22 protein-coding genes, 1 other RNA gene and 1 riboswitch are annotated in these 24,661 nt (G+C 63.3%); of the genes, 20 read left to right on the forward strand and 3 right to left on the reverse strand.

Annotated elements, in window-relative coordinates; all coding sequences use genetic code 11:
- Nucleotides 1–12: 12 nt before the first annotated feature.
- The gene (gene ybgC / locus CSZ94_RS16735; protein ID WP_102122544.1) at nucleotides 13–414 is read right to left on the reverse strand and encodes a tol-pal system-associated acyl-CoA thioesterase; all 402 of its coding nucleotides are present in this window, start codon (nucleotides 412–414) and stop codon (nucleotides 13–15) included.
- Between the two features lie 313 nt (nucleotides 415–727).
- Nucleotides 728–852: riboswitch (ZMP/ZTP riboswitch) on the forward strand.
- Between the two features lie 111 nt (nucleotides 853–963).
- On the opposite strand from ybgC, the gene glyA reads away from it, so the two are divergent.
- From glyA to CSZ94_RS16790, 11 genes are all read left to right on the forward strand, one after another.
- Complete coding sequence (glyA, locus tag CSZ94_RS16740) at nucleotides 964–2,211, forward strand: serine hydroxymethyltransferase (RefSeq protein WP_102122545.1); 1,248 nt, start codon at nucleotides 964–966, stop codon at nucleotides 2,209–2,211.
- Nucleotides 2,212–2,356: 145 nt separating this feature from the next.
- Entirely contained in the window at nucleotides 2,357–2,821 is a 465-nt protein-coding gene (gene nrdR / locus CSZ94_RS16745) for a transcriptional regulator NrdR (protein ID WP_102122546.1), read from the forward strand.
- Between the two features lie 241 nt (nucleotides 2,822–3,062).
- A complete protein-coding gene (gene pilV, locus CSZ94_RS16750; protein ID WP_102122547.1) occupies nucleotides 3,063–3,644 on the forward strand; it encodes a type IV pilus modification protein PilV in 582 nt (193 codons plus the stop codon).
- Nucleotides 3,641–4,618 (forward strand): PilW family protein, encoded by a 978-nt coding sequence (locus CSZ94_RS16755; RefSeq protein ID WP_258001035.1) that lies wholly within the window; start codon nucleotides 3,641–3,643, stop codon nucleotides 4,616–4,618. The genes pilV and CSZ94_RS16755 overlap by 4 nt, the downstream gene beginning before the upstream one ends.
- A gap of 9 nt (nucleotides 4,619–4,627) precedes the next feature.
- A complete protein-coding gene (locus CSZ94_RS16760) occupies nucleotides 4,628–5,287 on the forward strand; it encodes a pilus assembly PilX family protein (protein WP_102122548.1) in 660 nt (219 codons plus the stop codon).
- Complete coding sequence (locus CSZ94_RS16765) at nucleotides 5,284–9,159, forward strand: pilus assembly protein (protein ID WP_102122549.1); 3,876 nt, start codon at nucleotides 5,284–5,286, stop codon at nucleotides 9,157–9,159. The genes CSZ94_RS16760 and CSZ94_RS16765 overlap by 4 nt, the downstream gene beginning before the upstream one ends.
- Before the next feature lie 88 nt (nucleotides 9,160–9,247).
- Nucleotides 9,248–9,739: a type IV pilin protein gene (locus tag CSZ94_RS16770; RefSeq protein WP_102122550.1), complete on the forward strand. Its 492-nt coding sequence runs from the start codon at nucleotides 9,248–9,250 to the stop codon at nucleotides 9,737–9,739.
- A gap of 3 nt (nucleotides 9,740–9,742) precedes the next feature.
- Nucleotides 9,743–10,312, forward strand: a complete 570-nt coding sequence (locus CSZ94_RS16775) for a GspH/FimT family protein (protein ID WP_258001036.1) — start codon at nucleotides 9,743–9,745, stop codon at nucleotides 10,310–10,312.
- A gap of 72 nt (nucleotides 10,313–10,384) precedes the next feature.
- Nucleotides 10,385–11,458, forward strand: coding sequence for a bifunctional diaminohydroxyphosphoribosylaminopyrimidine deaminase/5-amino-6-(5-phosphoribosylamino)uracil reductase RibD (gene ribD / locus CSZ94_RS16780; RefSeq protein ID WP_180977513.1), 1,074 nt, complete (start codon nucleotides 10,385–10,387; stop codon nucleotides 11,456–11,458).
- A gap of 33 nt (nucleotides 11,459–11,491) precedes the next feature.
- Nucleotides 11,492–12,127, forward strand: coding sequence for a riboflavin synthase (locus CSZ94_RS16785; protein ID WP_102122553.1), 636 nt, complete (start codon nucleotides 11,492–11,494; stop codon nucleotides 12,125–12,127).
- Between the two features lie 97 nt (nucleotides 12,128–12,224).
- Nucleotides 12,225–13,499: a hypothetical protein gene (locus CSZ94_RS16790; RefSeq protein ID WP_102122554.1), complete on the forward strand. Its 1,275-nt coding sequence runs from the start codon at nucleotides 12,225–12,227 to the stop codon at nucleotides 13,497–13,499.
- Here CSZ94_RS16790 and CSZ94_RS16795 read toward each other — a convergent pair.
- Complete coding sequence (locus tag CSZ94_RS16795; RefSeq protein WP_102122555.1) at nucleotides 13,496–13,921, reverse strand: OsmC family protein; 426 nt, start codon at nucleotides 13,919–13,921, stop codon at nucleotides 13,496–13,498. The genes CSZ94_RS16790 and CSZ94_RS16795 overlap by 4 nt on opposite strands.
- Nucleotides 13,922–14,354: 433 nt before the next feature.
- Between CSZ94_RS16795 and ribBA the strand changes: the two genes are divergently transcribed.
- From ribBA to nusB, 3 genes are all read left to right on the forward strand, one after another.
- Nucleotides 14,355–15,476 carry a bifunctional 3,4-dihydroxy-2-butanone-4-phosphate synthase/GTP cyclohydrolase II gene (gene ribBA / locus CSZ94_RS16800; RefSeq protein WP_102122556.1) on the forward strand — a complete coding sequence of 374 codons (1,122 nt, stop codon included), beginning with the start codon at nucleotides 14,355–14,357 and terminating at the stop codon, nucleotides 15,474–15,476.
- Nucleotides 15,477–15,566: 90 nt separating this feature from the next.
- Nucleotides 15,567–16,049 carry a 6,7-dimethyl-8-ribityllumazine synthase gene (gene ribH / locus CSZ94_RS16805; protein ID WP_102122575.1) on the forward strand — a complete coding sequence of 161 codons (483 nt, stop codon included), beginning with the start codon at nucleotides 15,567–15,569 and terminating at the stop codon, nucleotides 16,047–16,049.
- Nucleotides 16,050–16,140: 91 nt separating this feature from the next.
- The gene (gene nusB / locus CSZ94_RS16810; RefSeq protein ID WP_102122557.1) at nucleotides 16,141–16,611 is read left to right on the forward strand and encodes a transcription antitermination factor NusB; all 471 of its coding nucleotides are present in this window, start codon (nucleotides 16,141–16,143) and stop codon (nucleotides 16,609–16,611) included.
- A gap of 118 nt (nucleotides 16,612–16,729) precedes the next feature.
- Here nusB and CSZ94_RS16815 read toward each other — a convergent pair whose 3' ends face one another.
- The gene (locus CSZ94_RS16815; protein ID WP_180977511.1) at nucleotides 16,730–17,650 is read right to left on the reverse strand and encodes a lytic transglycosylase domain-containing protein; all 921 of its coding nucleotides are present in this window, start codon (nucleotides 17,648–17,650) and stop codon (nucleotides 16,730–16,732) included.
- 477 nt (nucleotides 17,651–18,127) lie between these two features.
- Between CSZ94_RS16815 and ubiD the strand changes: the two genes are divergently transcribed.
- The 6 genes from ubiD to CSZ94_RS16845 all read left to right on the forward strand — a co-directional run bounded on the left by ubiD (nucleotide 18,128) and on the right by CSZ94_RS16845 (nucleotide 24,634).
- Nucleotides 18,128–19,612, forward strand: a complete 1,485-nt coding sequence (gene ubiD / locus CSZ94_RS16820; RefSeq protein WP_102122559.1) for a 4-hydroxy-3-polyprenylbenzoate decarboxylase — start codon at nucleotides 18,128–18,130, stop codon at nucleotides 19,610–19,612.
- A 133-nt stretch (nucleotides 19,613–19,745) separates the two neighbouring features.
- An RNA gene (gene ffs / locus CSZ94_RS16825) (signal recognition particle sRNA small type) lies at nucleotides 19,746–19,844 on the forward strand.
- 250 nt (nucleotides 19,845–20,094) lie between these two features.
- Nucleotides 20,095–22,401, forward strand: coding sequence for a DNA polymerase III subunit gamma/tau (gene dnaX / locus CSZ94_RS16830; protein ID WP_102122560.1), 2,307 nt, complete (start codon nucleotides 20,095–20,097; stop codon nucleotides 22,399–22,401).
- 40 nt (nucleotides 22,402–22,441) lie between these two features.
- A complete protein-coding gene (locus tag CSZ94_RS16835) occupies nucleotides 22,442–22,768 on the forward strand; it encodes a YbaB/EbfC family nucleoid-associated protein (RefSeq protein WP_034759121.1) in 327 nt (108 codons plus the stop codon).
- A 47-nt stretch (nucleotides 22,769–22,815) separates the two neighbouring features.
- The gene (gene recR / locus CSZ94_RS16840; protein ID WP_071078710.1) at nucleotides 22,816–23,406 is read left to right on the forward strand and encodes a recombination mediator RecR; all 591 of its coding nucleotides are present in this window, start codon (nucleotides 22,816–22,818) and stop codon (nucleotides 23,404–23,406) included.
- Nucleotides 23,407–23,413: 7 nt separating this feature from the next.
- Nucleotides 23,414–24,634: a CaiB/BaiF CoA transferase family protein gene (locus CSZ94_RS16845; protein ID WP_102122561.1), complete on the forward strand. Its 1,221-nt coding sequence runs from the start codon at nucleotides 23,414–23,416 to the stop codon at nucleotides 24,632–24,634.
- The last annotated feature ends 27 nt before the right edge of the window (nucleotides 24,635–24,661 follow it).

The following is a 24,661-nucleotide window of genomic DNA, read 5'->3' on the forward strand; positions in this document are numbered from 1 at the left end:
GGCGGGTAGGGCTCAGGCGGCGCGCATGCGGGCCGCCACTGCGTCAGGCACGGCGCGCGGGCGCAATGTCGAGTCGACGCAGCCGATCTTGACGCGGGCCGTGTTCAGCAGTCGGTCGCCGCACCAGGCTTGTTGCAGGAAAACGATGGAGGCGCGCCCCATTTTTTCTATGCTTAAGGTTAATCTTACCGTGTCATCGAGCCTGGCTGGCGCATGATAGTCGGCGTTGACGCTTTTGACAACGAACATCGCGTCATGCTGTTCCAGCAATTCCTGCTGGCCCACGTCGACGGCGCGCAGCCATTCGGTACGCGCGCGTTCGAAGAATTTCAGGTAATTTGCGTAATAGACGATGCCGCCGGCGTCGGTGTCTTCATAGTAGACACGTACGTTCCAGGTAAAGACTGAAGGCATGTTTATTGCGCCAGTAGTGAGATTGAGCAACATTTTACGCGATTTTTCTTCTTGTGACTGTGGGCGCTTGCTGGAAAGCCATGCAAAAGCTGCATATAAGTTGCACCGCAGCATTGTAAATCCGGGGCGCACAATGGCAAGCTTCGTAACATACGCTTACATGCCGTGATCAGGTTTAAGTTCAGCTTAAGCGCCGCAGTCTTGTCTCGGGGCGGCCTGTGCTCGTGCCAGGGCTGCGTTGGCGCGGCGATTATAGCTGTACGGTTGCATTCCTTGCTCAATTTGGGCACTTAACTTACAATTTGGCTTCCATTACGTCTCACGTGACTGGCGAAAAGTCGGGCGATCTCCATGGATGGCGATCGGCAAACCGGCGAAAGGTGGGCACCCACCGGGAAACGTGAGATTTTTTATCCGCCGTTCGCCTGGGTAGCCACTATGGAAAAGCACGAAGAGGCTGCCTGTCCAATGTTGTTATTCACTTAACGTCGGCTCCCCTCATTCGATCCAACCTGCCAGTACAAGCACCCTTATCTTTGGAGTTTTTACATGTTCGCAAAAGATCACACCCTCGCCAACGTCGATCCGGAATTGTTCGCCGTCATTCAAAAAGAAAACACGCGCCAGCACGATCACATCGAGTTGATCGCGTCGGAAAACTATACGTCGCCAGCCGTCATGGAAGCGCAAGGTTCGCAGCTGACCAACAAGTATGCCGAAGGCTATCCGGGCAAGCGCTACTACGGCGGCTGCGAATTCGTCGACATCGCCGAGCAACTGGCCATCGACCGCGTGAAAAAACTGTTCGGCGCCGAATGCGCGAACGTGCAGCCGAATTCCGGCTCGCAGGCGAACCAGGGCGTGTTCTTTGCCATGTTGAAACCAGGCGACCTGATCATGGGTATGTCGCTGGCCGAAGGCGGGCACCTGACCCACGGCATGCCGCTGAACATGTCCGGTAAGTGGTTCGACGTGGTGTCGTATGGCTTGACGGCGGAAGAAGACATCGACTACGAGGCGATGGAACGCCTGGCCCGCGAACGCAAGCCGAAGCTGATCATCGCCGGCGCGTCGGCCTTTTCGAAAAAGATCGACTTCGAGCGTTTCGGCAAGATCGCCAAGGAAGTGGGCGCCTACTTCATGGTCGACATGGCCCACTACGCAGGCTTGATCGCCGCCGGCCTGTACCCGAACCCGGTGCCGTTCGCCGACTTCGTCACCTCGACCACGCACAAATCGTTGCGCGGCCCGCGCGGCGGCATCATCCTGATGAAGGCTGAACACGAAAAAGCCATCAATTCGGCTATCTTCCCTGGCATCCAGGGCGGCCCGCTGATGCACGTGATCGCCGGCAAGGCTGTCGCCTTCAAGGAAGCGCTGAGCCCTGACTTCGTCGAATACCAGAAGCAAGTGATCAAGAACGCCGACGTGCTGGCGAAGACCCTGATCAAGCGCGGCCTGCGCATCGTGTCTGGCGGCACCGAATCGCACGTCATGCTGGTCGACCTGCGCGCCAAGAACCTGACGGGCAAGGAAGCCGAAGCCATCCTCGGTTCCGCGCACATCACCTGCAACAAGAACGGCATCCCGAACGACCCGCAAAAACCCTTCGTTACCTCGGGCATCCGCCTGGGTAGCCCGGCGATGACGACGCGCGGTTTCAAGGAAGCGCAAGCGGAAGAAGTGGGCAACCTGATCGCCGACGTTCTGGACAATCCGCATGACGCTGCCACCATCGAGCGCGTCAAAGCGGCCGTGAAAGTACTGGCCGACGCGCACCCTGTGTACGCAGCATAATTATTTGTCCAGAATGTGTCATACAGAGTAAGATTCTGTCTGACACATTCCAGTGCTGCCCAAGGGCGCCCGGAGTGATTCGGGCGCCCTTTGTACAAGGGCGGCGATTCTCCGTCATTAACCACTATAAAGCTGTCTCCGCCCCATGAAATGTCCATTTTGCCAGCACGGCGATACCCAGGTTCTCGATACGCGTGTATCGGAGGATGGGGATGCCATTCGGCGCCGCCGCCGCTGCGGCAAATGCGACAAGCGTTTTACCACCTACGAACGGATTGAACTTATCATGCCGGCCGTCGTCAAAAAGAATGGCAGCCGGACGGAGTTCGCTGCGGATAAGTTGCGCGGCAGTTTGATGCTGGCCTTGCGCAAGCGTCCCGTCGCGGCCGCCTCCGTGGACACAGCCATTGCATCCATCCAGGAAAAACTGCTGACCAGCGGCTTGCGCGAAGTCGATTCCGGCTATATCGGCGAGCTCGTCATGCAGGAACTCAAGCGACTGGACAAGATCGCCTACATCCGCTTCGCCTCCGTGTACAAGAATTTCGAAGACCTGGCCGAGTTCCAGGATGCGATTGCCGAAGTGGGGCAGGCGCGCAGCAAGCCTTGACGTTCACCTTATTGAAAATGGGGCCGCTCCTGCGCCCCGTGTTCACCACGCCAGCGTTTGCCTGGCAAGCGGCTTGATCAATCCAGGCGCTTTTTTTCCTTCACTTTCTCCTTCTTTTTCTCTTTTCTCTGAGACGTTTGCGCTGCCTCATGTCTGCGTTTTTGCGCGCGCCTATCGTGTAGTTGGGCCGGGCGTCCTTGCGGCTCCAGTCCGGGTTTGATTCTGTCAGCAGGAGAAGCTCATGCACTATGTTGCGCGTGGTCCCATGGATGGCAGCAGCCTCGTCGAGGTGCTGGTGTCGCTGCTGCTATTGGCGCTGGGCCTGCTGGGCGCCAGCATTCTGCAACTGAACTCCCTGCGCGCGCGCCATGAGTCGGCGCTGTTGTCTGCGGGTGTGCAACTGGCCGCCGGCATGGCCGAACGCATGCGCTCGAACAGCGTGCTCATGTACGGTCCCGATGCGGACAACCCCTACCTGAACGTGGAATACGCGGCGGTGGACGGCACCGATGCTGGCGGCGCGCCCGATTGTTTCGGCGCTGCCGTCTGCGGCGCGGCGGAGCTGGCGCAATTCGACATCGCCGAATGGAAACAGCAGCTGCAATCGGCCTTGCCCGGCGCGCGCCTGCATATCTGCCGCGATGCTCCCGCGTGGGACGCCGCCGCCCAGGGCTTGCATTGGGCGTGCAGCGGTGGCAAGGGCGTGCCCATCGTCATCAAGCTGGGCTGGCGCGGCCGCCATCCCGATGGCTCGCCCGCTGTGAATGCGGCAAGCGAGTCACTGCCCAGGCTGGCATTCCAGCTGGGGGGAGGCGGCGCATGAACGGCATGCACGCCCGCTGGCGCCGGCATCGTGGCATGGGCCTGGTCGAATTGCTGGTGGCCCTGTCGCTGGGCGCGCTGCTGATGCTGGCCGCCAGTAGCGTGCTGCTGGCGGCCAGCGGCAGTTATGGCGAGCAGTCCGCCAGCGCGCGCCTGGACGACAACGGCCGCTATGCGCTCGACACCATCGCCCGCGCCGTGCGCCAGACGGCCTATGTGAATTGGGATAGCAGCGTCGCGCCCGTCGCCCATGCCGCGCACGACAGCGCGAATGTCGCCGGCCTCGACGCGCATGGCCTGGCCAAGAACAGCGAGGGTATCAGCGGCGCGCTGCCCGACGCCCTGCATGGCAGCGACGTGCTGGCCTTGCGTTATTACGGCGCCGGCAAGGAGGAGGGCGGCGACGGTTCCGTGCTCAATTGCGCCGGCTTCGGCGTGGGTGCCGCGCAAACGGAGGCGCAGCGGGGCTGGAGCATTTTCTATGTAGCGCAGGGCGCCGATGGCGAAGGCGAGCTGCGCTGCAAATACCGTGGCGCGAACGGCTGGGGGGCGGACGCCGTCATCCGTGGCGTCGACGGCTTTCAGGTGCTGTATGGCCTCGACACGGATACGCCGCCCGATGGGGTGGCGAACCACTATGTCAATGCCAGCGCGCTCGACGCTTACGATGCGGCGCTGCTGCTGGCGGGCGCGGATGCGGCCGCACGCCAGCGCGATTTTCACCGGCGCACGCACTGGAAGCGCGTCGCCAGCGTGCGCGTGGCCTTGCTCTTGCATGGAGAGGCGGGCCAGCAGGACAAGATGGCGGAACTGGGAGCGGCGCAATTCGACCTGTTCGGCAAGGCGTATGCCGAGGCGCACGGCGCCGGCGACACGGGCGTGCGCATCGTGCGCGCATCCTTGCCGGCTGCAACGCGCTCCAGGCTGCGGCAACTGGTGCAGACGAGCATCATGCTGCGCAACGGGCCGGCCTAGGCGGGCGCCATGATGGCTGGCGCGGGCGCCCGCTGTTGCCCAGGCTGCTGCACTCCTGGCGCGCGGCGGCGTGGCGCCACCCTGGTGTATGTGCTTTGCCTGCTGGTGATCATCTTGCTGCTGGGCATATCGGCAGCGCAGACGGCCTTGCAGGGCGAAAAGGCGGCACGCGGCGAGCGCGACCGGCAAATTGCATTTCAGTCGGCAGAGGAGGCATTGGTGGATGCGCAAAACGATATCGAAGGCTTGCCCGGCGCACCGGGACGTAGCAGCCTTTTCGCACCGGGCAGTGCAGCCGGGTTCGCAGATGGCTGCGGCGACGAAGGCGCACTGGGCCTTTGCCTGCCCGCAGCTGCGGATGCGCCGGCGCTCTGGTTGAGCATGAACCTGGATGGCGCGGACGCTGGCAACCGCGCGGTGCCGTATGGCCAGTTTACGGGCGCCGTCATGCAGACGGGGCAGGGTTTCCTGCCGTCGCGCCGGCCCCGCTACCTGATCGAATTGCTGCCGTTTCACCCGCCCGGCGCGCAGGCGGCGGCCGTGGCAGCTGGCCTGGCCACGGAAAGCTATGTGTACCGCATCACGGCCATGGGGTTTGGCGCGCAGGAAAGCACGCAAGTCGTGCTGCAAAGCTACTACCGCAAAGAGGCGACGGGAGCGGGGCCATGAGGGCACTTTGCTCCGTCTGTTTGCTGCTGCTGGCTTGCCTGGCTTGCGCCGCCGTCGCGGCCCCTCCCACGGTGACGCTGGCGCGGGCCGACGCGGGCTTGCACGGTGCTCGCGTGCCGCCTAATTTGCTGCTCAACCTGTCCCTCACGCATGCGGCCGCCGCTGCCGCACATGGCGGCGACTATGCGCCGCAGCGCGAGTACGCAGGCTATTTTCATGCGCGCATGTGCTACAGCTATCCGTATCGCAGCAAGGACGGTGTCATGCTGCCGGACTTGCGCGTAGCGACCGCTTACTTCTCCGTGCTGAAACCGGCCGATGCGCTGCACGGTTGCGGCGGTGATAGTTTCAGCGGCAACTTTCTCAACTGGGCCAGTAGCAGCATGTTCGACATCGTGCGCTATGCCTTGACGGGCGGCGACCGTGTCATCGACGAAGTGCGCAAGACGGTGCTGCAGCGCGCCTGGCTGCCCGATGCCGACGGCCCCATCGACTTCTTTGCCCATCCCGCCTTTTTCCCGCGCAAGTTCCTGCAGGCCGGCGTGGCGGCGGCGACACCGTTTGCGCTGGCGCAACTGGCCATCGTTTCCTGTCGCAACCGCCTGCTGTTCGGTGATGCCAGCCTCAGCCCGTCTGCGGGCGGCAGTTGCGACGCGCCAGGCGCAGCTGCCACGCACGGCGTGTTTCTCGCGCGCGTGCGCGTCTGCGATGCTGATGAGGGGCCGCTGCGCGACGATTTGTGCCAGGCGTATGGTAAGAACTACAAGCCGGTGGGTGCAGTGCAGCGCCATGGCGGCAGAGTGCGCGTGGGCGTGTTTGGCCACTTGAACGACGCGCCCGCCGGCGCCGGCGCCGTGTATGGCGGCGTGCTGCGCGCGCCGCTGGCCCACGTGGGCCAGCGGCGCTGGAGCGCGCCTGATTTTTTGCCGCAAGACAATGCCGACGTCGAATGGAATCCCGCTACTGGGGTATATGTAGCGCCAGCTGCGGCCCAAGGCGCGGGCCCTGGCGGCGGGGTGATCGCTTACATCAATAGTCTGGGCCGCGGCAACGCCGGGTATCCGGGCGCGTACGCCAGGGCGGCGCCGCTGGCTGAATTGCTGTACGAATCGCTGCGCTACCTGCAGGGAAGGCAAGCGAGCGCGGCGGTGCCTCCGGCCCTGCCTGCCATCGATGGCGGCTTGCCGGTCGTGACTGCATGGAGCGACCCGCAGACGGCCAGCTGCCAGCGCCACGTCGTCGTCAGCCTCGGCGATGCGGGCATGGCGGGCGACCGCTACGTGCCCGGCAATGTCCCGGCGACGCCCGCATCAAACGGCGACCGCGCACGCGCCGCCGATGGTTTTGTGGCGCCGCCGTTCGATGCGATGGCCTGGACGCATGCGGTGGGCAGCCTGGAAAGCGGCGGCGCACAGGGCAATCCCGCGCCACGGCCCGAACTGGCGGCACTGGAATTGCTGGCTGACGGAGTGGGCGGCGCCAGCTACCATGCGGCGGGCCTGGCCTACTGGTCGCATGTGCAGGCGCTGCGTCCTGGCGGCAAGAACGACGGCCTTGCAAAAGGCGAGCACTATGCGGGCGACTTGCGCCAGGGCGACCAGGCCAACGTGCCCGCCTCCACCTCCTTGTTGCTGGCGGCCAAATATGGCGGCTTTTTCGATGCGAATGGCGACGCCAACCCCTACAAGAGCGCAACGGGTAACGCGCTGGAGGAGTGGAGCGTTGACGGCCGCTGGCCTAGCCATTACCTGCCGGGCAGTGATCCGGCCGCCCTGATCGGGGGATTGCGCGCAGCTTTTGCGGCCGCCGACAAGGGCAGCTTGCCGGTGACGCTGGCGGGGCCGGCGCTGATGGCCTTGGCCAGCGGCGCGGAAGAGGCATATTGGTTTCAGACGCAGATGCGCCTGGCCGATGGCAGCATGACCTTGTCGCGCACCGCGTTTGCCGTGGCTGCCGCTGGCGCACTGCTTGCTGGCAAGCCAGGGTGGCGCGTCGGCGGGCAGGAGAAGGCTGTGCCGGATGGCGCGCCGGCAGCCTTGCGTCCCGTCTATACGCTCGACGCCCAGGGCCGCCTGATGCCGCTGGTCTGGAAGCGTCTCGACGCGGAACAGCGCGACGCATTCGACGGCGGCGATGGACAGGCGGGCCAGGGCGAAGCGCGCCTGGCGTATCTGCTGGGCAAGCGCACGCACGAGGTGGGCCAGCCAGGCGGCTTCCTGCGGCGCCGAGCAGGCAGCCTGGGGGTGGCGCCGTACGGCAATCTCGTGTACGTGGGCGCGCCGGGGCTGGGCATGCCAGGCGCCGACTATGGCTTGCACCGCAAGTTGCTGCTGCAGCGGCGCAAAATATTGTACCTGGGCGCCAACGATGGCTTGCTGCATGCGTTCGATGCGCGCACGGGCAGCGAATTGTTTGCCTATCTGCCGCAGGCGCTGCTGCACTTTGCTGCAGCCGCTGCGAGCACTCACTACAGCCCCGGCCCGCTGCTCGACGGCGCGGCGGCCACGGCGGAAGTGCTGGCGCTGGGACGTTGGAAGACGGTGCTGGGGTCGGGCATGGGCGGTGGGGCGCAAGGCGTGTTTGCGCTCGATATCACCGACCCGGCGCGCTTCGCGCAGGATGGCGCGCTGTGGGAATTTACGGATCGCGACGACAAGCTCATGGGCAACGTGCGCGCGCCGCCATCCTTTGCCCGCATTAATATGGGCGGCAAGGAGGGCGTGCCGGCTTACCGCGATTTTGCCATCGTTGCCAGCGGCTACAACAACCATGTTGACGACGGCAAGGATACGACGGCGCCCGCATCGGCTGCCGCCATCTTCCTGCTGGCGCTGGACAAGGCGCCCGGCACGCCCTGGTTGTTAGGGAGTAATTACTTCCGCCTCAAGCTACCCGTGGCCAGCGGCGGCGGCCATGAAAGCGGTGGGGATGCGAACGCGGGCGCGAACGCGGGCGCGGACGCCATGTCCCAGGCGCTGGGTCCGCCCGCCGTGGTGCCGGGCAGCGACGGTGCGCTGGCGTATCTGTATGTGGGCGATTTGCAAGGCAATATCTGGCGCCTCGACATGGCTGGCGGGCCGCCGTGGAAGGATGGCCAGGGGCGCAAGCTCGTGTTTGTCGCGCGCGATGTGCAGGGCAGGCGTCAGCCCGTGACGCAGCAACCGAGCGTGGCGTACGCGCCTGGTGGCGGCTATGTGTTGCTGTTCGGTACGGGCAAGCTGGTCGAAGCGGCCGATACCTGGCCCGCCGCCTTTCTGCCGCAGTCGTTTTACGCCGTGCACGACGATTTGCGCGATGCGTCCCCCACGCGTAGCCGGGCCGACCTGGAGCCGCGCAGCTTGGGCGAGGCGGTGGGTGGCGTGCGCGTCGACGGCGGGGAGCTGCGCTATACGGGTAGCGACGCCATGCGTGGCTGGTATCTCGATTTTCTCAATACCACGCAGACGGGCGAACGCAGCGTCAGCAGTCCCGTACTGGCCGCCGGCAAGGTGTTGTTCAATACCGTCCTGCCGGGGCGCGATCCTTGCGCCAAACCGGCCACGCGCCTGTACGTGCTCGATGTGCTGAGCGGCTTTGCCGCCGATGCTGCCGGTGTCGTGCAGGCGGGCGCGCAGACGGGGCGTTTGTTCGACGGCCTGGCGCGCGCACCGCCGCTGGCGCTGGAACTGAACAGCACGGTGGGCGCCGCGACGGCGGCAGGGCGGGCCGAGGTGCGCAAGGAACTGGCCGTGCTGCAACCGGGCTTGCCTGCTGCAAGCAGTGGAGCACTGCAGGCGCTCAAGGTCGTCAGCGCACCGCTGCCTGCGCGGCGCCTCAGCTGGCGCGAGGTGGCGAACTGGCGCGAATTGCACGAGGCGGTCAAGAAAAAATAGGCGGGGCATGGGTGGCGTGCAGACAGTTAACGATGCAAAGGCCGGCGCATCGCATCGGCTGGCGCTTTTAGCAAGGGAGGGATGTCGCATGGGGGCACTGGCAAGGCGGAACTGGTCCGCTGCAAACGGTGGCGGCCTCCCGGGCTTCAGCCTGATCGAACTGCTGGCCGCGCTGGCGATCATGAGCCTGCTGCTGGCGCTGGCCGTGCCCGCCTACCATGGCCATATCGTGCGCGCCAGACGCGTGCAGGGGCAGGCTGCCCTGCTGCGGCTGATGCAGCAGCAGGAACGCTATTATTCGCAAAACAATCACTATCTGGCATTTTCATCGGCTTCGCCGGCGCCGCCGTTTCCGTGGTGGTCCGGCGACGGACCGGCTGCCAGCGCGGCCGGCAGCGCGTATGAAATCGAGGCGCTGGCCTGTCCCGGCTTGACGATCGGGCAATGCGTGCTCTTGCGGGCCATGCCGGGCACCGCCAAAGTCGATGCGCAGTTCCAGGATGCCGATTGCGGCATTCTGTCCTTGAGCAGCACGGGCCAGCGCGGCAGCAGCGGCCCCGCCAGCCATTGCTGGCCCTAGGCCATGGCTGCACGCAAGCGTCCACCCGGGACGGGGCATACCTTGCTCGAATTGCTGGCCGTGCTGGCGATGGCTGCGCTGTTGGCGGCCGCTGCCATGCCCGGCTTGCAGCAGGTGCTGGCGCGCCAGCAGCTGCGGGCGGCGGCCACGGACTTGTTTTCGGCCATCGAATTGACGCGGGCACAGGCGATGGCGCGCGGACAGCGCGTACTGCTGATGCCGGCCGGGCTTGGCGGCACGGACTGGGGCACGGGCTGGCTGGTCTTTATCGACCGCAATACCGACCTGGCATTCGACGACGGCGACGAGTTGCTGTTCCGCCAGGCGCCGCTGCCGGCGGGCATCACGGCCCAGTTCGCGTTTTCATCGGCCACGGCACCGTTTTATATCGCCTACAATGGCGCAGGACGCAGTTGCAGCGCGAGCAATAGCCTGGCGGCGCGCTGGGGCACCTTGTCCCTGACGTTGGGAAAGCAGGTGCGCCATATTAAAATCAATATGCTGGGCAGGGTGCGCGTGTGCGACCCGCAGCAGCAAGCGACCAATTGCAGCGGCGTGGCCGACAGTTCGTAAGCGACTCTCCTGTCACTCATTTATCACTCACTAGCAAAGAAGCCCGTGGAAATACTCAACGATATCGATGGCATGCGCCTGGCGCTGGAATGGGCGGCGCGCGGTTTATACACGACCTCGCCCAATCCCCGCATCGGCTGCGTGATCGTCCGGGATGGCCAGGTGATCGGCGCCGGCGTGACGCAGGCGGCGGGACAGGATCATGCCGAGGTGCAAGCGCTGGCAAATGCGGCGGCGCGCGGCAACGATGTGCGCGGCGCCACGGCTTACGTCACGCTGGAGCCGTGCAACCACCATGGCCGCACGCCGCCCTGTTCCGATGCGCTCGTGCGCGCGGGGCTGGGGCGTGTCGTGGCCGCCATGACGGACCCGAACCCGCTGGTGGCGGGGCAGGGGCTGGCCAAGCTGCAAGCGGCCGGCATCGCCGTCACCACGGGCGTGCTGGCGGACGAAGCGCATGAAATGAATATCGGCTTCTTTTCCCGCATGCAGCGCGGCAAGCCGTGGGTACGCATGAAAACGGCAGCCAGCCTGGACGGCATGACGGCCTTGCACAATGGACAAAGCCAGTGGATCACGGGGCCGGCAGCGCGTGCCGACGGTCATGCGTGGCGCGCGCGCGCCTGCGCCATCCTGACGGGCATCGGCACGGTCAAGGCCGACGACCCGCAATTGAACGTGCGCGCCGTCGAGACGCCGCGCCAGCCGCGCCGCATCGTCATCGATAGCCGGCTCGACATCAGCCTCGATGCGCGCATCTTGCAGGGCGGCGGCACGTGGATCGTGGCGGCCATCGCCCATCCCGGGAAAGAAGCGCAGCTGCGCGCCCTGGGCGCGGAAGTCATTCTGTTGCCAAACGCGGACGGCAAGGTCGACCTGGCCGCGCTGATGCTGGAGCTGGGGCGCCGGCAAATTAATGAAGTCCACGTCGAGGCCGGCACCCGGCTGAACGGCTCGCTGATCCGCGAAGGCTGCGTCGATGAGTTGCTGGTCTACCTGGCGCCCACCTTGCTGGGCGATGCGCAAGGCATGTTTTCCTTGCCCGCATTGACGGATATCAAACAGCAGCGCACTTTGCAATTTCACCAGGTTCAGCAAGTGGGCGAAGATGTGCGTATCCTTGCAAGATTCGCCCAGCGCAATTAATATTTTCATACTTTTAACGATAGGGTTAGCTCCATGTTTACAGGAATTGTTGCCGCCATTGGCAAGATTGAAACCGTGCAAGCACTCGAAGGCGGCCTCGATGCCGGCGTGCGCCTGAGCATCCACGCGGGCGGACTACCGCTGGCCGATGTAGCCCTGGGTGATTCGATCGCCATCAATGGCGCCTGCATGACGGTGGTGGAAAAATCGGATACGGGCTTTGCCGTCGATGTCTCGCGCGAAAGCCTCAATTGCACCGTGGGCCTCGATACCACCACGGAAGTGAACCTGGAAAAGGCCCTGACCCTGGCCGAGCGCCTGGGCGGCCACCTGGTGTCGGGCCACGTCGACGGCCTGGGTACCGTGCGCAAGTTCGAAGCCGTGGGCGAATCGTGGGAACTGCTCATCGAAGCGCCGCACGAACTGGCGAAATACCTGGCCTTCAAGGGTTCCGTCGTCGTCAATGGCGTGTCGCTGACCGTCAACCGCGTGGAAGACCTGGGCGCGGGCGCCGTCAATGGCTGCCGCTTCTCGATCAACCTGATTCCCCACACCATCGCCATGACGACCCTGAAACACCTGACGGTCGATGGCCAGGTGAACCTGGAAATCGACCTGATCGCCCGCTATGTCGAGCGCATGCTGTCGCTGGACAAGGCTGCCGCCTGATATAAGAACACCGCAACACAGCCACCGCCTTGCCAAGCGGGTGTTGCTTTTCCTGCAGACGCGCATACTATGAAGCTTTCCCCAGTGGAGGCTAACCATGGACCCGATTTCGCGCGCAACCGTGCCCAACACCATCCCGGCAACGTCAGGCGTGGGCGCAACGGCACCTCTAGCGCCGCTGGCGCCGGCGCTGCCCGTGCCGCCGTCCAGCGCGGCGGCGGCTCTTGCCAGCCTGTCCTCGACCCAGGTCGACATCTCCCCGCTGGGCCAGTTCCTGTCCGGCGTGGCCTTGTCGCGCCGGCAACTGCTGGCCTTGCAGGGCGCCACGGATGAGGCCAGAGCGGCAAATACCCCCGTGAATGTCAATGACGACTTGCTGGCGCTGGCGCGGCAGCTGACGGAATCGTTCACCCAGTTGCAAACGAGCGGCATCGATGCCAGCCAGCTGGCGACGGCTGGCGACACGCCGGGCAGCCTGGCGCAGCGCTACGATTTGTTGTCGGGCGACGGCACCACGGATGCAACGGCCGCGTTGGCGCAGGACGGCAGCTTGCTCACGCAAGCACAGCTGGCCCGCATGGGCATCGATTTGCGCAATGAAGATGTTAATGCAGCCACTTTGCAGGCCGCGTATGCGGCCGACAGCCAAGCCACCCTGGATGCCCTGCAACAGGGAACGGATGTGTTGGCGCAGGTGGGTGCCGTGCTGGTCCAGCAACAGGGCGCGCCGCTGGCTGCCGTTGTGGTAGCGGATTTGACGGGCGAAGCACTGCCGGCCAGCGCCGTGCAGGCCACGCTTCAAGGGGCGCCGGCACAAACTGCTGCCATTGCACAACGGCAATTCGAACTGCAGCAGCAGCTGGAAACGGAAGAGCTAAACCTCGACTTGCAGGAATTGCGGCCGGCGGTGCCGGCAGCCGTCACCATCGATGAGCAGGACTTGCTGCAGGCGCAGCGGGTAGACAGCCAGCGCGTGGATGCCCAGCGCATCGACAGCGAACGCATGAATACCGATCAGCAGGCGCAGCAGGAGGAGGCCGCGCGGGCGATACAGACGGCGTCCGACCGGGCACAATCGCTGGCAGGCGCAGCGCAAGTGCAAGCCGATGCGGGCCTGGCGACGGCGCAAGCCCAGCTGGCCCAGCAAAATGCCCAGGCGCAAGAACTGGCCGCACAAGCTGCGGGCATGGTCGTGCCGCCGCCTTCATCGCAAGACCCGTCCGTGGCGGCGGCCATCGCCGCGTATAACTTGAATGTTGCCGCCCTCAATCCCGGCTTGATGAACCGGCCATTGCCGGCCAGCGACTCGCGCCTGCCGCTGGTGGCGCCCGTCGCTGCCGTGGCGCCCGTCAAGCCGGTGCCTAAAATCTAGGGCAGCAGGCTGGCGTCCAGGGTAATGTTAGCTTTAAGTAACTTCGACACGGGACAGCCGGCCTTGGCCTTGCCCGTCAATTCCTCGAATCTGGCCTGGTCGGCGCCCGGTATCTTTGCTTTCAGGGTCAGGTGGACGGCCGTGATGGCGAAACCGTCGTCCACCTTGTCCAAGGTGACTTCGGCCGTCGTTTCCATCTTTTCCGCCGTCAGGCCCGCTTCGCCGAGGATCAGCGACAGGGCCATGGTGAAGCAGCCCGCGTGGGCGGCGCCGATCAATTCTTCGGGATTGGTGCCGGGCTTGCCTTCGAAGCGGCTGGCAAAGCCGTAGGGATATTCCTGCAAGGCGCCGCTGCGCGTGCTGATGGCGCCCTTGCCGTCCTTGATGCCGCCTGACCAGATGGCCGATCCGTTGGTTTTCATATTGCCGCTCCTGTGTGGGGTATCGCTGCGAGTGGGGTGTCAGCGCCGTGGCGGTGACTGGCTGATCTTATGCTCTTTGCAAGGCCGGCGGCGCGCGTGTTAGCGTCGCCGTTTGCGCTGGATCGGGGAATCGGCGCTTTGTGGGGCAGGCGGCGCCCGTGCCGCAAAACCTGTCTTATTTCAGGTCCGCAAGCGCTAAATCCTTTAAAATAGCAGGTTATAAGAAAATTCCCGGAAATCTGCGGAATATTCGCGCTTGATGTTTCAGTTTCAGGTTCAGTTTTTAGTTACATTAACAACGCCCGGCAAAACCGTCGCGAGCGGAAGGGAAAGATGGCTGAGAAGCGCAACCGTACGAAGCTACGGTGAGCATCGCAGGCTGCCTATACCGACGCGCAGCAGGTTTTTGCCAGGCGTCTTAAGAGGATGAATAATGTCTATATCCAGCACCGAAGAGATCGTCGCTGAATTGCGCGCCGGCCGCATGGTGATACTGGTCGATGAAGAAGACCGGGAAAATGAAGGCGATCTGGTGCTTGCCGCCGATTTCGTGACGCCTGAAGCCATCAATTTCATGATCACGCATGCGCGCGGCCTGGTCTGCCTGACCCTGACGGAAGAGCGTTGCGACGAGCTGAACCTGTCGATGATGACGTCGCGCAACGGCACCGCCTACGGCACCAACTTTACCGTCTCGATCGAAGCGGCCGAAGGCGTGACGACGGGCATTTCCGCCGCCGACCGCGCCAAGACCATCCAGGTCGCCGTGGCCAAGGGCACGCAGCCCAGCGATATCGTCCAGCCTGGCCATATCTTCCCCCTGAAAGCGCAAAAGGGCGGCGTGCTGATGCGCGCAGGCCATACGGAAGCCGGCTGCGACTTGACGGCCATGGCCGGCTTGACGCCCGCGTCCGTGATTTGCGAAATCATGAAGGACGACGGCACCATGGCGCGCCTGCCGGACTTGCTGGTGTTTGCCGAGCAACATGGCCTGAAAATCGGCACGATTGCCGACCTGATCCATTATCGCAGCCAGACGGAGTCCCTGGTCGAGCGCGTTGCCGAGCGTACCCTGCACACGGCGCATGGTGAATTCCGTTTGATCGCGTTCCGCGACAAGCCCAGCGCGTCGGCCCACCTGGCCCTCGTGCATGGCGACCTGGCGCCCAGCCTGGAAGCGCTGGTGCGCGTGCACCAACCGGTTTCCCTGCTGGACGTGCTGGAAAGCGAAGCGACCACCCATTCGTGGACGGTGGCTGCCTCGATGGCTGCCATCAAGCAGGCTGAACGGGGTGTGATGGTCTTGCTGAACTGCGGCGAGACGTCGGGCGAGCTGTTTGCCCAGTTCGCCGCCTTGGACACGCCACAATCCAAGCCGAAAGGCCGCGCCGCCAGCATGGACTTGCGCAGCTATGGTATCGGCGCGCAAATCCTGCGCGACCTGGGCGTGAGCAAGATGCAATTGCTGGCCAGCCCCCGCAAGATGCCGTCGATGGCCGGTTTCGACCTGGAAGTGACGGGTTTTCAGTGCCATCCAGGCCAGACGCCTGACTAAATCTATTGCGCGTCGCGATTCGTCGATGTGAAAGTAAACGATGACGGCATGTGCATGCCGCCCTGAACCACCAAATTAAAGAGGCATATGATGAGCGTAGGAACCTATGAAACCAATTTTGCCGGCCAAGGTTTGCGCGTCGGTATCGTCCAGGCACGATTCAATGAAATCGTCGGTGGTGGCTTGCTGTCGGCATGCCTGGAAGAGTTGAGCAAGCTGGGCGTGGCCGATGAAGATATCCTGCACGTGACCGTGCCGGGCGCCCTGGAAATCCCACTGATTCTGCAAAAAATGGCAGAAACCGAGCAATTCGACGCCCTGATCGCACTGGGCGCCGTGATTCGCGGTGAAACTTACCACTTCGAGCTGGTATCGAACGAATCGGGCGCGGGCATCACGCGCATCGGTCTCGATTACGGCATCCCCATCGCCAATGCAGTGTTGACGACCGAAAACGATGAGCAGGCGGAAGTGCGCATGCTGGTCAAGGGAGCCGAAGCGGCACGCGTGGCAGTGGAAATGGCTAATTTAGCGCAAGCGCTAGAAGAGTTGCAAGACACAGACGAAGATTAATCGTGCTTGCGCCGCAGCGTGCTGTCCAACAGTGCGCCGCGGTATTCGTCACTATTTGCAGTAGATACGTATTTAAAAACAGGTAACAATCATGACTGAGAAAAATTTGCTCGCCAATCCCAGCAAAAACCGCACGCCGCGTCACCGCGCGCGCGAGTTCGCGCTGCAGGGCGTGTACCAGTGGCTGCTGAACAATGAAGACGCGACCACCGTCGTGAACAATATTCGCGCCGCGCATGGTTTCGACAAGGCCGATGGCGATCATTTCACGGTGCTGCTGTACGGCGCCATCAAGGATTCGCTGGCGCTGCGCGACAGCATGGCACCCTTGATCGACCGCAATATCACGGAACTGTCGCCGATCGAACACGGCATCCTGCTGATCGGCGCTTTCGAGCTGAAGAACAACATGGAAATCCCCTACCGCGTCGTCATCAACGAAGCGGTCGAGCTGGCCAAGTCGTTTGGCGGCATCGATGGCCACAAGTATGTGAACGGCGTGCTGGACAAGCTGGCAGTGAAATTCCGCGAGGAAGAAGTCAACGCCAACAAGCGCAAGTAAGAGAGAAAGTAGTTCCTGCGGCTAAGGCCGCAGGGCAAAAGAAAAGCCACCGCACGCAAGTGCTGGTGGCTTTTCTTTTGGACGCCCCTGTGAGGGCTTTTAAAGGGGCGCAGGGGGATCAGAGACCCGCGATCTCGTTGTGCGGTGCAATCTTGATGGTCATGTTGCCGCTTTCCGCTGCAGGGGTCTTGGCTGGCGCTGGCGTGTTCGATGCCATCACTGGCGTCGTGGTTGGCACGCGCTGGCCGGCCGACACTTGTTTCAGCCGGCGGTATTCTGCCAGCACGCGCGAGCCGTAGCCCGAGTCGGTGGTGAAGTTGGCGGCGCCCACATAGGTTTTCAGGCCCGCTTCGACGGAACCGCCACGCGTGACGTAGTCTTTCAGGATCAGGGAGCCGACACGGATGTTGGCCACGGGATTGAGGGCTGCTTGCACGCCGCCCATTTCCTGGAAGCGCTCATGGTGCACTTTCGACATGACTTGCATCAAGCCTTGCGCACCCACCGGGCTTTCGGCGAACGGGTTCAAGCCCGATTCGATGGCCATCACCGCCAGGATCAGCAGCGGGTCCAGCTTGATTTCGCGGGCCGTCAGATAGGCCGTCGATACCAGCATATTGGTGGCATCGTTGGCCACGCGGTAGCGCTTGGAGAGCCAGTTGGTGACCCATTGCTGCTGCTTTTGCGTGCCCAGCAAGGCTTTTTCTTCCTTGCTCAGCGGCGCCTCGCCGGCGGCGGCCATTTGCACGGAAGCCGGCGCTTCCATCAGTGCCGACAGGGCCGGTGCTTCAACGGCTTGCGCCTCTGTCATGGGCAGCGGGAACAGGCTGTGCGTCAGTTGCTTGCCCAAGTCGGGGCGGAACATCAGCAGGGCGATCAGTGCCAGGGCGGAAATGCCGAAGACGGTCAGTGTGTGTTGCGCCGTGGTCAATACGCCACGTGCCGAAATGGCTTGTGCGCGGGCGCGCAAACGCGCCAACGCTGGCTGGACAGCCACGGTTGAAGCAGGCAATGCTGCTTCAGTGCTACGATGAGTCATAGAGTTCCCCGAAATGTCGCGTCAACAGGCAGTCCCTCTGCGGTCTCGCGGTGTTGTGGGTGCTGCCAATGCCGTGCATCAGAAATATCATCGTTTCCGCCGCGTATGGATGCGTGCGAGAAACGCCGTCATTGCTTGCTTGAGCTGATCGGTCCCGTTTTGGTATTGGATCAGTCGCAATACAACTTTTACCGGGGGTAAGGCAGACGCCTTTTGAAAACACTCCTTAAAATGTCATGTGGAGCCCCGACTCCGTGAATGAAAGAGAAACGCTAAAATCAAGCTCTGGGCCGGCGTGCTCTTTCAAGTTGGGCGAATTGTAGAAGCCGTTTTATATCAAGTCAATACTAAAGAATCGATTCTTTATTACTTTTATGTCTTACTTTTTGTCTTGCATTGTGCCAAAAGCCAATAAAATCAATTACTTGGCATAGATCCTTCAGCAACGGCGTCCGACGTCAAAAAAATTAAAAACACATGAAATATTCAGATTTGCGAGATTTTATTTCCCAACTGCAACAAATGGGTGAACTTAAGCCCATTTCGACCCCCATTTCACCTATTTTGGAGATGACGGAGGTTTGCGACCGCACCTTGCGCGCAGGTGGACCGGCCTTGCTGTTCAATCATCCGACCGGACACACGATGCCGGTGCTGGGCAATCTGTTCGGCACCACGCGCCGCGTGGCGCTGGGCATGGGGGCGGAAGATGTCAGCGAGCTGCGCAAGATCGGCCATGTGCTGGCACGCCTGAAGGAGCCGGAACCGCCGAAGGATTTCAAGGATTTGCTGGGCCTGGGCTCGCTGGTGAAATCCGTGTGGGATATGTCGCCGAAAGAGTTGCGCGGCGCGAAGTGCCAGGAAATCGTCTGGGAAGGCAACGACGTCGACCTGGCGCGCCTGCCCATCCAGCATTGCTGGCCCGGCGATATCGCCCCCCTGATTACCTGGGGCCTGGTGATCACCAAGGGCCCGAACAAGAAGCGGCAAAACCTGGGCATTTACCGCCAGCAAGTGCTGGGACGCAACAAGGTCATCATGCGCTGGCTGGCCCATCGGGGCGGGGCGCTGGACTTCCGCGAGCATGCGCTTCAAAGCAAGGGCAAGCCGTATCCGATCGCCGTCGCGTTGGGCGCCGATCCCGCTACTATATTAGGGGCCGTGACGCCGGTGCCGGACAGTCTGTCCGAATACCAGTTCGCCGGCTTGCTGCGCGGCAGCCGCACGGAGCTGGTGAAAGCCATCGGCAGCGAGCTGCGCGTGCCCGCCTCGGCTGAAATCGTGCTCGAAGGCCATATCTACCCGGATGAAAACCATCCGAGCGGCTACGAACATGCGCTGGAAGGGCCGTATGGCGATCACACGGGTTACTATAATGAGCAGGACAGTTTCCCCGTCTTTACCATCGACCGCATCACCATGCGCCGCGATCCCATCTATCACTCCACGTACACGGGCAAACCGCCGGACGAGCCGGCCGTGCTGGGGCTGGCCCTGAACGAAGTGTTCGTGCCCCTGCTGCAAAAGCAGTTCAGCGAAATCACGGATTTTTACTTGCCACCCGAAGGCTGCAGCTACCGCATGGCCGTGGTGCAGATCAAGAAACAGTACGCAGGCCATGCCAAGCGTGTGATGTTCGGCGTGTGGAGCTTCTTGCGCCAGTTCATGTATACCAAGTTCATCGTGGTGGTCGACGAAGACGTGAATATCCGCGACTGGAAAGAGGTCATCTGGGCCATCACCACGCGGGTCGACCCCATCCGCGACACGACGCTGGTCGACAACACGCCCATCGATTACCTGGACTTCGCCTCGCCGGTCAGTGGCTTGGGCAGCAAGATGGGCATCGACGCGACGAATAAATGGCCGGGCGAAACAACGCGCGAGTGGGGCACGACGATTGCCATGACGCCGGAAGTGAAGGCGAAGGTTGACAGCATCTGGCAAAAACTGGGGCTGTAAGGCAATCCTTGAAGGGCTGGGGTCAGACCCTCAGCACCGATAACACAAAGAGCATTGCCAACGCGATCGGGGGTCTGACACCGGATTTCAGCTTGCTTCCCCAATCTGCCCCAGACCGGTTATAATTGTCCCTGGCGGGCCCCTGCGCATCGTGGCATGGCTAACCTGGTCAGGTCGGGAACGAAGCAGCCACGGCTATTAACCATGAGTGCCGCAGATCAGGCTCGCCTCCTTCGGGAATGTTTTATCCGTATCATCAATCAAGCTGCCATGGGCAGCTTTTTTGCTTTTAAGGCTACATTTTCCCGTGGCGCCGCAGCATGGCCGGGCTTGCCGTGTTTTCCCTGTTTCTAGGTGGCCATGTTATACAATTGCTGCTTTGCCGCGTTTGCCAAGTTTTACTTAAACATGACTTGGCCCGGCCATGAGGCTTGCGCCCGCCGCGCAGGATCACACCGCAACTCGCATGGTAAAATCTCAGCATGTCCTATCAAGTCCTCGCCCGTAAATACCGCCCCAAGAATTTCGAGACGCTCGTCGGCCAGGAGCACGTCGTGCGCGCGCTCACGCATGCCTTGCACAGCGGTCGATTGCATCACGCCTATTTGTTCACGGGCACGCGCGGCGTCGGCAAAACGACCCTGTCGCGCATCCTGGCCAAATCGCTCAATTGCATCGGCCCCGATGGCACGGGCGGCATCACAGCCCAGCCTTGCGGCGTGTGCGAAGCGTGCACGGCGATCGATGCGGGACGCTTTGTCGACTATATAGAGATGGATGCGGCATCGAACCGCGGCGTCGATGAAATGGCGCAGTTGCTGGAACAAGCGGTCTACGCGCCAAGCAATGCGCGCTTCAAGGTCTATATGATCGATGAGGTGCACATGCTGACGAACCACGCCTTCAATTCCATGCTGAAAACCCTGGAAGAGCCGCCCGAGCACGTCAAGTTCATCCTGGCCACGACGGACCCGCAAAAGATTCCCGTGACCGTGCTGTCGCGCTGCCTGCAGTTCAACCTCAAGCAGATGCCGCCCGGCCACATCATCAGTCACCTGGACAATATCCTGGGACAGGAAGGCATCGCCTTCGAACAGCCGGCCTTGCGCCTGCTGGCCCAGGGCGCCCACGGTTCCATGCGCGATGCCCTGTCGCTGACGGACCAGGCCATTGCTTACGCGGCCGGCGCAGTGACCTTGGATGCCGTGCAAGGCATGCTGGGCGCGCTTGACCAATCCTACCTGGTGCGCCTGCTCGACGCGCTGGCGCAGCAGGATGGCGCCGATCTGCTGGCAGTGGCCGACGAGATGGCCTCGCGCAGCCTGTCCTACAACGGCGCCCTGCAAGATTTGGGCACTTTATTGCACCGCATTGCGCTGGCGCAAACCGTGCCGGCCGCCTTGCCGCAGGATTTGCCTGAATACGCGGACATCGTGCGCCTGGCCGGCGCGTTTGACGCGGAAGAAGTGCAGCTGTTTTACCAGATCGCCGTGCATGGCCGCAATGAACTGGGCCTGGCGCCCGACGAATACGCGGGCTTTACCATGACTTTGCTGCGCATGCTGGCCTTTCGGCCCGGCATAGGCGGCGCCGATGGCGTGCCGGCGGCAGCACCTGCCGCTGCAACGGGCAACCGTCCCGCTGCCGTGGCCGCCGCGCGCGCCGCGGCAGGGGCGTCGGTCCCGGCAGCCCGCGCTGCCACGAACAGCGTGGCCAGTCACGCGGCCGTGACGGCTGGCACCGCGGCGCCATCGGCCGTGGTGGCTGCCGCTGCCGCCAGCATGGCCCGCAGCGAAGCGCCGCCACGCGTGCCCGCACCCGCACCAGCACCCGCACCTGTAACTGTCCCGCCGCCAGCCGCCGCTCCGGCTGCTGCGGCTCCGGCCGCATCGGGCGTCCCCATCAGCTCCGCCCGCGCCGCCATCAATGCGGCGCTGGAAGCGGCCCGCGCGGCCTCGAAAGGCCGTCCGGGCAGCACGCCATCGGCACCATCGTCGGCGCCCAAGCCAGCTGCCTGCGCACCGGCACCGGCTGCTGCCGTAGCCACGCCAGCTCCGGCAGCGCCCGTTCAGGCAGCGCCGCCACCACCGCCCGCCGCAGCGAAAGCGCCGGCGCCGTGGGACGATGCGCCGCCTGTGGCCGTCATGGAAGCGCCCGTGCAGCAGGCACGTCCTGCCGCTCCGCCGCCACAGCAGGCGCCCGCCGACGACGACTTGCCGCCGTGGGTCACCGAATTTTCCGACGATAGCGCCTCTGCTGCCGTGGCGGCGCCAGCCGCACAGAGTTCCGAGCAGCCCGCCGTCGTCATGCCGCAGCGTGCCGCCAAGCAAGCCGCGCCCAGCGGACCGTATGTGATCACGCCCGTGCCGGGCCTCGATTGGGATGGCAACTGGCCGGCCGTCGCCGCCGTGCTGCCGCTGCGCGGCGTGGCTCAGCAGTTGGCCGTGCAGGCCGAGCTGATCGAATGCCTGCACGATGGTCACAGCACCACGTTCCGCCTGCGCGTACCGATCGACACGTGGCGCAGCCCGGCCAACGTGGAAAAACTGGCGGCCGCGCTCACCGAGCGCTTTGGCCGCAAGGTTGCGGTCGATACGGAACTGGGCGCCGTCTGGTACACGGCCAGCGCGGAAGCGCAGGCGCACCGCGAGGCGTGCCAGCTGCAAGCGGAAGTAACCATCGCCAGCGACCCCTTCGTGCTCGACATGAAGCGTGCATTCGACGCTTTTGTCGTGCCGGGAACGATTACCCCTGCACCGGCCGGCTCCGCCGCGCCGACCCTGCATTGATGATTAACACACTCACAAACTGAATTAACGGAGCATTCTTATGATGAAAAATCAACTGGCTGGCCTGATGAAGCAGGCGCAAGCAATGCAAGACAACATGAAAAAGGCTCAGGAACAACTGGCGCTGGTGGAAGTGGAAGGCCAGTCCGGCGCCGGCCTCGTGAAAATCGTCATGACGTGCAAGAACGACGTCAAGCGCGTTTCCATCGACCCGTCGCTGCTGGCTGACGACAAGGACATGCTGGAAGACCTGGTGGCTGCCGCCTTCAACGACGCCGTGCGCAAGGCGGAAGCGACGTCCGCGGAAAAAATGGCAGGCTTGACCGGCGGCATGAACTTGCCAGCCGGCTTCAAAATGCCATTCTGATGCCATACCGCATGCGCTCGATCTGTGGCTCGGGGCAGGGTTGATCCATGTCCAAGTCGCTTGAATTTTTGACCGAGGCGCTGCGGCGCCTGCCCGGCGTCGGCCCCAAGTCGGCGCAGCGGATGGCCTTTCATTTGTTGCAGCACGATAGGGAAGGCGCGGCCATGCTGTCGCGCGCCCTGTTCCAGGCCGTCGATGCCGTGCATCACTGCGGCCTGTGCAATACCTTTACCGAACACGAAGTGTGCGAGACCTGTCTCGACGAAGAGCGCGACAAGCGCTTGCTGTGCGTGGTGGAAACGCCCGCCGACCAGTTGATGATCGAGCAGACGCTGACCTACAAGGGCCTGTATTTCGTCCTCATGGGGCGGCTCTCTCCGCTGGACGGCATCGGCCCGAAAGATATCCACCTCGAAAAATTGCTGGGCCGCGCCAACGATGGCGTGGTTGGTGAAGTGGTGCTGGCCACCAATTTTACGAATGAAGGCGAAGCGACGGCCCATTACATCAGCGAAATGCTGAAGGCGCGGGGCTTGCGCGTGAGCCGTCTGGCCCGCGGCGTGCCCGTGGGCGGCGAACTGGAATACGTCGACGCTGGCACGATTGCCCGCGCGATGCTCGACCGCAGGGCAACCTGAGCACAATATGACAGTATCCTCCGCGAACACTGGTCCCTTGACGGGCATCAAAGTCCTCGAACTGGGCACCCTGATCGCGGGGCCGTTCTGCGCCCGCATGCTGGCTGAATTCGGCGCCGACGTGATCAAGATCGAGTCGCCCGATGGCGGCGATCCCATCCGTACCTGGCGCGTGCTGAAAGATGGCACCTCGCTGTGGTGGTCGGTGCAGGCGCGCAACAAGAAAAGTCTGACCTTGAACCTGAAAACGCAGGAAGGCCGGGCCATCGCCCGTCAGCTGGCCCTGGAAGCGGACATCATCGTCGAGAATTACCGCCCCGGCGTGCTGGAAAAGTGGGATCTCGGCTATGAGCAGTTGAAGAAGGACAAGCCCTCCCTCATCATGGTGCGCCTGTCCGGCTTTGGCCAGACGGGTCCGATGAAGGATTTACCGGGCTTCGGCGCCATCGGCGAATCCATGGGCGGCCTGCGCTATGTGTCCGGCTTTGCCGACCGGCCGCCTGTGCGCGTGGGCGTGTCCATCGGCGACTCGGTGGCGGCCCTGCACGGCGTGATCGGCGCCATGATGGCCCTGCGCCACCGCGACGTGACTGGCGGGCGCGAGCAAGGGGAAGGGCAGATGGTCGACGTGGCCCTGTACGAATCCGTGTTCAACTTGATGGAGTCCTTGGTGCCCGAATACGACCAGGCGGGCGTGGTGCGCGAGCGCACGGGCGGTTCCTTGCCCGGCATCGTACCGTCGAATACCTACACGACAGGCGACGGGGAAAACATAGTGATTGCCGGCAACGGCGACGCCATCTTCAAGCGTTTGATGCTGGCCATGGGCCGCATCGACATGGCCGGCGACCCGCAGCTGGCGCGCAACGATGGCCGCGTGGCGCGCACGCAGGAAATCGACGACGCCATCGGCGCCTGGTGCGCCACGCATACGATCGATAGCGCGCTGGCCGTGCTGAAGGCGGCCGACGTGCCGTCCGGAAAAATTTACTCCGTGCGCGACATGCTGAGCGATCCGCAGTTTCTCGCCCGCAATATGTTCGAACAACACCATTTCGCCGACGGCACGCCCGTCAAATTGCCTGCCATCAGCCCGAAACTGTCCGCCACGCCGGGCAAGACCCAGTGGCTGGGACCGACCCTGGGCCAGCACAACGATGAAGTGCTGGCTTCGCTCGGCTATGACGCGGCCGCCATCGCGCGGCTCAAGACCGATGGCGTGGTGTAAGCCACGCCCTGCTGACTCAATGATACC

Origin of the sequence: Janthinobacterium sp. ROICE36 (assembly GCF_002869965.1) — a bacterium.
Taxonomy (GTDB): Bacteria; Pseudomonadota; Gammaproteobacteria; order Burkholderiales; family Burkholderiaceae_D; genus Janthinobacterium.